At 64.6% G+C, this 8,479-nt stretch carries 10 protein-coding genes; 3 read left to right on the forward strand and 7 right to left on the reverse strand.

From position 1 onward, the window contains the following. Positions 1 to 85: 85 nt before the first annotated feature. The 5 genes from AC061S_RS43800 to AC061S_RS43820 form a co-directional block, all read right to left on the reverse strand. Entirely contained in the window at positions 86 to 400 is a 315-nt protein-coding gene (locus tag AC061S_RS43800) for a hypothetical protein (RefSeq protein WP_478691467.1), read from the reverse strand. 34 nt (positions 401 to 434) lie between these two features. Further along, the gene (locus AC061S_RS43805) at positions 435 to 959 is read right to left on the reverse strand and encodes a hypothetical protein (RefSeq protein WP_478691468.1); all 525 of its coding nucleotides are present in this window, start codon (positions 957 to 959) and stop codon (positions 435 to 437) included. 52 nt (positions 960 to 1,011) lie between these two features. Beyond that, entirely contained in the window at positions 1,012 to 1,674 is a 663-nt protein-coding gene (locus AC061S_RS43810; protein ID WP_478691469.1) for a hypothetical protein, read from the reverse strand. 801 nt (positions 1,675 to 2,475) lie between these two features. Then, positions 2,476 to 2,796 (reverse strand): hypothetical protein, encoded by a 321-nt coding sequence (locus AC061S_RS43815; protein ID WP_478691470.1) that lies wholly within the window; start codon positions 2,794 to 2,796, stop codon positions 2,476 to 2,478. A 313-nt stretch (positions 2,797 to 3,109) separates the two neighbouring features. Continuing rightward, positions 3,110 to 4,423, reverse strand: a complete 1,314-nt coding sequence (locus AC061S_RS43820; RefSeq protein ID WP_478691471.1) for a TniQ family protein — start codon at positions 4,421 to 4,423, stop codon at positions 3,110 to 3,112. Between the two features lie 135 nt (positions 4,424 to 4,558). Between AC061S_RS43820 and AC061S_RS43825 the strand changes: the two genes are divergently transcribed. The 3 genes from AC061S_RS43825 (at position 4,559) to AC061S_RS43835 (ending at position 6,397) form a co-directional block, all read left to right on the forward strand. Then, positions 4,559 to 5,206: a DUF1963 domain-containing protein gene (locus AC061S_RS43825; RefSeq protein ID WP_478691476.1), complete on the forward strand. Its 648-nt coding sequence runs from the start codon at positions 4,559 to 4,561 to the stop codon at positions 5,204 to 5,206. Between the two features lie 17 nt (positions 5,207 to 5,223). Then, on the forward strand, positions 5,224 to 5,490 hold the full coding sequence (locus tag AC061S_RS43830; RefSeq protein WP_478691472.1) for a hypothetical protein: 267 nt from the start codon (positions 5,224 to 5,226) through the stop codon (positions 5,488 to 5,490). 142 nt (positions 5,491 to 5,632) lie between these two features. After that, on the forward strand, positions 5,633 to 6,397 hold the full coding sequence (locus AC061S_RS43835) for a DUF5710 domain-containing protein (protein WP_478691473.1): 765 nt from the start codon (positions 5,633 to 5,635) through the stop codon (positions 6,395 to 6,397). A gap of 63 nt (positions 6,398 to 6,460) precedes the next feature. Here the strand turns inward: AC061S_RS43835 and AC061S_RS43840 are convergent, their stop codons facing one another. Beyond that, positions 6,461 to 7,708, reverse strand: a complete 1,248-nt coding sequence (locus AC061S_RS43840; RefSeq protein WP_478691474.1) for a TniQ family protein — start codon at positions 7,706 to 7,708, stop codon at positions 6,461 to 6,463. After that, positions 7,701 to 8,354 carry a hypothetical protein gene (locus AC061S_RS43845; protein ID WP_478691475.1) on the reverse strand — a complete coding sequence of 218 codons (654 nt, stop codon included), beginning with the start codon at positions 8,352 to 8,354 and terminating at the stop codon, positions 7,701 to 7,703. The genes AC061S_RS43840 and AC061S_RS43845 overlap by 8 nt, the downstream gene beginning before the upstream one ends. Between the last annotated feature and the right edge of the window lie 125 nt (positions 8,355 to 8,479).

Here is an 8,479-nt window from a genome sequence, read left to right on the forward strand (position 1 = left end):
CCCGCGCGGCCCTCTCGGCGTCGGTCAAACCGCCGCCCTGCGCGTACCTCACAGCATCAGGGCTACCGGAACGACCCGGACGCTGTCAGGCGAACAGCCCCGACATCACCCAATCAAGTTCAGTGGCTTTCCTCGCCCTGTCTTCGTCCTCCGGGCGAGGATTCTTGTACCAGATCACCAAGGCGTCGAACGATGGCCGAACACTTTCCGGCGCGTCGCGCGCGAGTTCCTCGACGATATGATTTCGATCGTGAGGCGAGAGCTTCGTGCTGGGTTGCAGATCGAGAGGCCCTGCCGTAGAGCAGAAATTCTTTCTAATATCGGCGCTCTTGAATTTCCCAGCCTCAGAGTCGCCAGATATAGCGAATGCCGATGCCCCGAGTCCGGCCAGAATGAACACGGCGCCTGCAGCAGCCCATTTGATTCTCACGTAATCAAACGCCCGCATTGATGGCGTTGACGTCATGAGCGTCGTAGTTCATGGGCCAAATTTCTATACGCATGCAGGAGTTGTTATCTGCGTCGTTCGCGCCGTTCCGGTGACCGAGGTCCCCGCTGTGACCGAACTCATGACAACCCAGACTCTTCCACTGATCGCTGGACTTCCAGTAGCTCTCATTGAATCGAATTCGGATGATGTCACAGGATGTCATGAAGACATTCCAGTCGGTGCAGTCCGTACTGCCGTGCCAGCCGACATCTCCGTAGAGGGCGTCATAAACCTGGATGTCACCACCGCCCCACGACGTGGTGATGACACTCCTTTCGATTTGAGCCTTTCCATGATTTATCGCATCAACCGTGATTGCGGTCACATCATACGCCTGGACGGCCTGGTTCCTGTTGTCTGGGTCCGTTCCGCGGTCGTCATGGTCGGCGTAAGCGGAGGCCGGCAGGATCATGGCCAGAGTTGCTCCAGCGGCGAAGACGGCAATGGACCGGCTGAGCGGACGGGTCATAGCGGGGCGTCCTTCCTGGGCAGGCAGTTGAAGTCGGATGGAACGGCATACATCATTCGCTGTTGGCGCCGGAGAGCAGCGCCGGCTTGTCGGCGGGCTTCAATTTCCCGGACTCCACGGCCCGCGCGGCCTCTACTACCTCAGCCTCCAGCTGTGCCGGCGTCATAGCCTCAATGCGGGCACCAAGCGGATCCCCGTCTTCAGCGGTGGTGTCGAGCTCCTGACTGTCAGTCAGAGCCCGTCCCTGAGAGTTGACCAGCCGCCAGTTTCCGGGCTTGTCCGTCTTGGAGAGGAAATAGATTCCCTTATCGCTCTCCTTGCTCCAGGTCACTCCCGCAAACTGGTAGCCATTTCCCTTCTCGTCCCAACCCCACTCATCGAAGATGATCGTGCCCGGGTTCACTCCACCCGACCCGCGGAGGACCTGGTCCACCCTTAGGGTGATCTCTCTCGCCTGCTGCCGGCCACCGCCCTGTTCGGAGCCTATCCAGCGTCCCGGACGAATCCGTACGACTTCGGCCCTCACCACGAGATCGGACGTCGCGGCCATGGTCTTCACATCATCGAAATGATGTACCTCACGCCCCTCCACGACGCGCTCGGGAATCTTGTCGCGACCGTCACCGCCGGTGCTGCATGCGCTCGCACCGAGAAAAGATCCGACGACTGCCGCGACAGCCCCCACCTTGCTACCCAGCGAAAAATTGGAATACATTTAGCCCCCTTTTCTGATTCTTCAAGAGTGCATCTGACGTCGATCTACATGCTTCGAGCAGCCTGCAACTGCAGTTGTTTCGACTGGAGCTCGGCGGCAGCAGTGCCCCTGCCGCCCCAACCGTCCGCATGTGTACTGAGAGGTCGTGCCGTACGTGGCCAGGTGGCCGTATCTGTAGGGCCCGGGTCCCTGGCTTGTGCGGGGTGGCCTATCGGCGGCTAGTGCCGTTGTCATGGCAGCCCAGACTGATGGCTCAGAGATCGGCGGAAAAATGGGTAAATCTGTCACCCATCCGCAGAAACCGGGCACCGGTGCACAGGGTTTCCCAACCAATTGGAGAACTCGTTCATCTGGAGGCGCCGATCCTTACATGCCGAGCCTGTTGAGGGGGGTTGAGGTTGGCCATTACGGCCCAGTCGAAAATTGGCCTGACTGTCTGGAAGTGGCGAGTACTGTCCGCCGCCTATCGCAGTGCAGCACCCCCCCATAGCGAAACCGGAGCTTCCGTATCTGCTGACTGAGATGCATTCCGGATGAAGTCGCCCAGTGGGCGATGTGGCACCTAAGGAAGCACCGTTCGGCAATTTCTCCGGCTGAAGCCTGGAAGTGCGGGAAAATCTTAAAGAGTGATGCGCTGCCTGACGCCGCCACGAGGAACCTCGTGCGCCTCGGTTCTCGGATCGCCACTCCGGTTCCTTCAGCGCACGGCTCCATCTGGACGCGGTCGGTGGCGTCCTGCGGCCGGTGCACGGCAGGCACTCTCTGAGCCTCAGAGGCGAGTTGAACCCTTCAAGCATGTGGTCATGCACATGACCGAAAGATTTCGTCCGGGTGTAGATCTGGCCTTCGAACCCACGGCTGCCCCCGGTCCGCGATGACGAGCACGTCCGCCACGACAGTCGGAGCGACGGAATTCTTGCCCGAGCCTGACCGTCGTTGGCCTTCCATTGGAGCAGGAACCGACCACCCTTCGGATGGATCACCGTACGGATCGGCGAAGCCGACCTCGCGCGCCACCGCCTCACCCTGTCCGACGATCTTCATGAAAACGGGAAGCACGGCTTCCAAGAGGTACACGTACTCGGTGCGATCGGAGGCCGTTCGGAGGCGCTTGTTCGCCACCTATAGCAGGGTCGCGATCTCGGCCACGTACTCCAGGCGGACATCGCCGGCATCGTGTGGCTGGCCAGCGCCTGCCGCGATCGCACCGGCCAGGGTGAGAACACTCACCGCCATCTCGGTCGTCCCCGCCAGCTAGCCGACCAGCCAGGGCAGTGCCGCGAAACTGGCGGATTAGACGCTGTCCTGGTGGCACAGCGCCGACCATAGGCCGTTCCAGAGCTCGGCGTTCGATTCCGATGCGATCCGATCCGATCCAGCAAGGCGGGTATGCCTTCCGCAGAGCCGTAGGCATGGCTCAGTTGCGACCAATCCATCATGCGGAGATCCAATCACGCGGCTCCTGGCGACTGGCACGGATCAACCCACTGGCCCGGGACGGCTCCGGGAAACGCTCCCGGCCGGCTTTGGGAGTCGGCCCACGGGCCATGAGCTTGTGCATCGGAGCCATGTGGTTGACGTGGTTCATGGCGACGATCCGCAGCGGAAACGAGATCCAGGCCTCGCGCCGGAGATAGGACGACAGGGCGTAGTCGACATCGCTGGCCCGGTGAATAAGCGGCAGCATTCGCTGGCGGGCCTGCTCTTCGTCGTCCGCGTCAAGGAGACGTTCGGCAATCCCGAGTACTGCCCCCATGAGCAACGGGTCCAGCGGAGGGTCGGTGTAGGGGCGGGAACTGCGCTTCTTCCCGGGTCTGCCACGGAGGACTGTCGCACGGGCATGACGTTGCTCGGCATCCTGGTCGAGGGCTTCGGCGAGGGCTGGTGTTGCGGCGAAGGGCCGGGCCACCGGCCAGGACAGGAACACGAGACCGAGCAGGGCTCTTAGGTCGGCGAAGTAGTCGGCGGCGGGGATCAGCCAACCAACACACGGGGTCATCGCGGGGCCGACGGGCTCGAGCAGATCCTGAAGCCGCTGCTGAAGGCCAAGCAGGTGGTCCAGCGTACGTACGTCGGGAAGTTCGTCGGAGAGCGCGCCGTCAGGTTCGGCGAGCTGGGCACCGCAGGCGGGTTGGAGGCGCCCGACGGTGCGCGGGGCCGTGGTTGTCCGGCACTGGGTGGGATGCAGCTCTTCGTCCCAGGGACGAGCGATGATGCTATTCATCTCGACCGTGTGGACGGGTCGCCGGCAGGCGGGGCAACCAATTCGCAGCAGGCGGCGGTGCTTGGTGCAGGCGAAGACTGGTGGGAGGCGCCAGGAGCGTTGCCAGGATCCGCCGTGAAGTTGCTGGATCTGGCTTCCGTCCCCGACGAGACACTGCGGGCAGTAACGAGGGGTGCGGGTCAGTAGCCAGGCATTGTCGTTGACCATCCTCGCGGCGCTCTTGCGCGGGGTGAACTTCTCGCTCAGCGGCCCATATCGCTCGGCGAGCGAAGAAGTCAGAAGACAGCTGATCTCCTCCGGGGCGAGTTGGGTCGCTCGGGCGAAGGCCTGGATCTGCTCCGGTTCCAGGTGGTGCAGAAGCCGCATGGGAACGCGGAAGAGCACGTTCTCCTTGCGGTGGCCAGTCAGTCCTGTACGGATGGCGACGGCTCCGGGGGAAGTCCCGAGCCGGTGTGCGAGACGGAGGATGTAGCCGGCCAGCGTCTCATCGGGCAGTGGGTCGAGGCTGCGGGGCAGCGGGCGCATGGCCCCATGATGTTGTCTGCGTATCGACTCAGGGCCGCTTCCTCGCAGATTCCCCTCCTCACCACGAACACTCGATGCCCCTGGGGCCAGTGATGTCGGTGGGCTGCCATAGGGTCCGGTCCCATGACGATCCTGATGACGTACGGGGGACCCGGCGAGCCCGAAGGGCCGGTCACGCGAACCGGTGGGATACCCATGGCCCCGGCGGGGACGGCATGGCCTCACTGCTCGACGTGTGACGGGCCGATGCAGTTCCTGGCCCAGATCGTCCTGGATGATCTCGACCGCCCGATGGACTCGGGCAACAAGCAAGACTGCGGCGTCCTGGCGATCTTCATGTGCCAGAACGAGCCCGGTATGTGCGACGAGTGGAGCCCGATAGCCGGCGGCAACCGTGCCCTGCTGTTCCCCGCCGACGGGCTGGCGCCGATGTCCGCGCCCACCCTGGGTGAGAACGACGAGGGGGTGCTCCGCCTCGGCGTTGTCAGCGCTGTGACCCTGGTGCCCTCACCCGCAGCCGACTACTTCAGCGCACGTGAGGAGTGGGCCAGCCGTAGCGGAAATGAGCTGAGGAACGTCCTGGGACAGCTCGGCGGACAGCCCGACTGGCTTCAGGGTGACGAGACACCCCGGTGCCCGACCTGCACCCACCCCATGGAACTGGTCGCACAGTTCGAGAAAGGCCCGGACCACTCCACGGCCATGAACTTCGGCGGCTGTGGCACAGCGTTCGCCTTCACGTGCGCACCCTGTGTCCAGGCCGCCTTCCTCTGGCAGTGCTGACCGGGGAAGGAGAGACCGTGCCCGACGAGCTCATCCAAATCCTGGCCAAGGCCCTCGCCGACCTTGTGATCAGCATCGACCTCAGCGATGACGAGGACGTACCCCCGGATGTCGCCACGCGCTGGTTCGAAGACAGCGCCCATACCCTCGGTCACCTGACCGAGTCAGACCGCGACCGGCTCACCACTCTGTGGCACGACCTCGCCGACCACGAACCCAGCCCTGCCCGCCGCCGGGCCCTGCGCGAGCTGCCGGAAAGTTTCGGGCTCGACGACCGAGACTGAACCGGACGTTCCAACGACAGCCCGTACGAGCGTGAGCACGTTCGCGTGTAGGCCGATAGCGGTAACCCTGAAGGGCACTCCAGGTGGGGCTGCGTTCGTTAGTCTCACCACCAGAATCTCGGAGATAACCAGAGGGGTATCCATGGCAGTTGAGCGGATCTGGTTAGACGTTCCCTTCGCTGAGAAGGACGAGGCGAAGAAGGGCGGGGCACGCTGGGATCCTGCCGCCAAGCGCTGGTATGCGCCCCGCGGTGGGATGGCGGAGCTTCAGCGGTGGGCGCCCTCCCCTGATGTCCCCGACCTGCTGCCCGGTGAGGACCGGAGCCTCGGCAGTGGTCTCTTCGTTGACCTGGTGCCCAGCACATGCTGGTTCACCAACGTCCGCTCCTGCGTGGAGAAGAGGGACTGGGAACGGCTCCGTCGCATGATTACCAGCCGCGCCGGGCATCGCTGCGAGATCTGCGGGGCCGCCGAGGATCGTGAGGCCAAGCGGTGGCTGGAGGCCCACGAGCGGTGGATCTTCGACGACACGGCACGCGTACAGACCCTCAAGCGGCTGATCTGTCTGTGCACCGACTGCCACACGGTCACGCACTTCGGCTATGCGCAGGTCCGCGGGATTGAGGCCCAGGCCTTCGCGCATCTGGTGAAGGTCACCAGGATGAGCGAGTCACAGGCCCGACAGCACGTCAGGTCCGCCTTCGCGCTGTGGGAAAAGCGCTCGCAGATCGCCTGGAGCCTGGACCTGGGAATCCTTACGAACGCCGGGATCGCTCTCGCCCCGCCGCCAGAGGCGAAGGACCGTGCTCGCGTCGCGGAGGAGACCCTCCGTTCGGCCGGCGGCCCGGCCGTGCCCAGGCAATCCGGATCGGACTCGGCTATTCGTCGGATGCTGGGACTGCGCTGATCGCAGGGCGGTCGACGAGAGCTCGGCTTGATCTTGGTGCCACTCACTCGCCTGATGGTTCCTTCATGCCGTATCCACTCGGCTGATCCCCTGGGTTTCGATGCGCTGGCCCATGCGCGCGAACGCGCCCTTGTCCTGCCGTACGGCGAGGAGCACCACACTGGCCGGCCGGGACAGGCCGTTCAGGGCGCGGAGCTGGTATCCCACCACGTTCTCCACTCCCCTGGTCCGGGCGATGATCGGGGCCATGGCTTCGTGGCCCGCGGTCTCATCGGGGGCCGACAGCAGCCGTGCCGCAATGCCGAACACCGCTCCGGCGACGACCGGATCCACCGATGGATCGCTGAAGTGGTGCGAGGCCCGGCGCTGCTTGCCGATCGGGGCCCGGGACTTGGCGAATGCGGCATGTCGCCGCGCGGCCTCCCGGTCGACGAACGCAGCCAGGGCCGTCGTCTCGGTCAGGTCGCGCGCTTGTGGCCACGTCATGAAGATCAGCCCGCTCAGGGCCCGGAGATCGATGAAGTACTGGGCCGCTGGGATCATCCATCCGAAGCTGCCCGCCCACGTCGGCCCGTCCGGCGCCAGCAGTTTGTCGAAGTGGTACTGAAGTCTCAGCAGAGCAGCAACCGTGGCGGGTGCTTGCGGAGCACGGTCCACGCCCGCGCCGGCCAGCCTGGCGCCGCAAACCCTCTGGGTGGCGGGAGCCGTGGCCCGGCACTGAGCGGGATGAAGCCCTGCTTCGTGACCGCGAGCGATCAGGCCGCCCGTGCGTGTGGTGTTGACGTCCTGCCCACAGTGGGGACATCCGTTCAAGAGGAGCCGCTCGTGCCTCAGGCAGGCAAAGACGGGCGGCAGCCGCCACGACCGCCGCCAGGCGCCACCGTGGCGATCTTCGACCTCGGAACCGTTGCCTGCCAGGCAGGTGGGGCAGTACCGGGTCGTGCGAGTGAGAATCCAGCTGTTGTTGTGGAGCATCCCCGCCAGAGTCCGCGTCCTTGCCAACAGGTTGGAATTCAGTGGCCCGTAGCGGCTGCCCAGAGGGGCGGTCAGCAGTCGCCGGACCTCGTCGGATGTGAGGTTCGTCGTGCGCGCGAACGCGCTGAGGCGCTGATCGTCCAGGTTATGCAGGAGGCCCATGGGAATGCGGCGCGCACCCCCTTCCACCGTCGCAGGCCCCAGCCCCGTACGGGCCGCGATCTCCGCCGGCGAGGTGCCGAGCCGGTGCGCAAGCCGGAGGAGGTAGCCGTGAAGGGACTCGTCCTCCAGCGGGTCGAGGCTGCGTGGCAGGGGTCGGAGGCTGGCGTCAGGCATCGGCTGCCGGGCGACCGCCCTGGTCGTCGAAGACGGTGTTACGGCCACGTTTGCGGCGCTTGGACGGTGCGGCTTTCGTCTCGTCCTCCAGCACGGGGATCTCTCCGGAGGCCGCGTCCCGTCCTGGGATGTTGCCGAGGTTGATGGGGATCTCGTCAAGCAGGTTGACGGTCAGGTTCTCCTGGCCGTTCTCCATGGCCTTGGTGCAGCCGTCTTCGATGAGCCGTTTCAGTAGCCCGACGATGCCTTCGGTACGGCGGAACAGGTACTCGGGCATCGTCCCGTCGGTGAGCATCCCTGGCGCAGTGTGGAAGAGCCGCAGCTGGTCCTCGACTCCGGCGAGGTGGTTGACCCAGGCGGCGATGCCGTAAGGGGTGTCGTAGCGGAACGGGTTGAGGTTGATCATGTCGAAGCGGCGCTCGGTCTGGGTGGCCGCCTCGTCGTTGTAGCTCTTTCCGCGCTTGGCAGGAGACATCACCATCTGCCCGGTGCGCGGGTCGTGGCGTCCCTCCCGCAGGAGCCCGGAGCCGGGGATGTTGACGCCGATGAGGATGAGAGTGACGTTCAGGCTCATCAGGTCGCGGATGAGATCGAGGGTGTCCTGGTCGTCCTCGCGGTGCATTTTCAGGCGCGTGATGTCGTTCATTTTACCGACCACAGGAGCTCGGATACCGGCTCTGAACTGCGACGATTCATAGACTACATGTCCGTGAACGTGAGTTGGCGCTGATGCCGTAGCTCGTCTGGGTGGTCTCATGGGGCGGCCCGTCC

This window comes from Streptomyces sp. CA189, assembly GCF_056428985.1.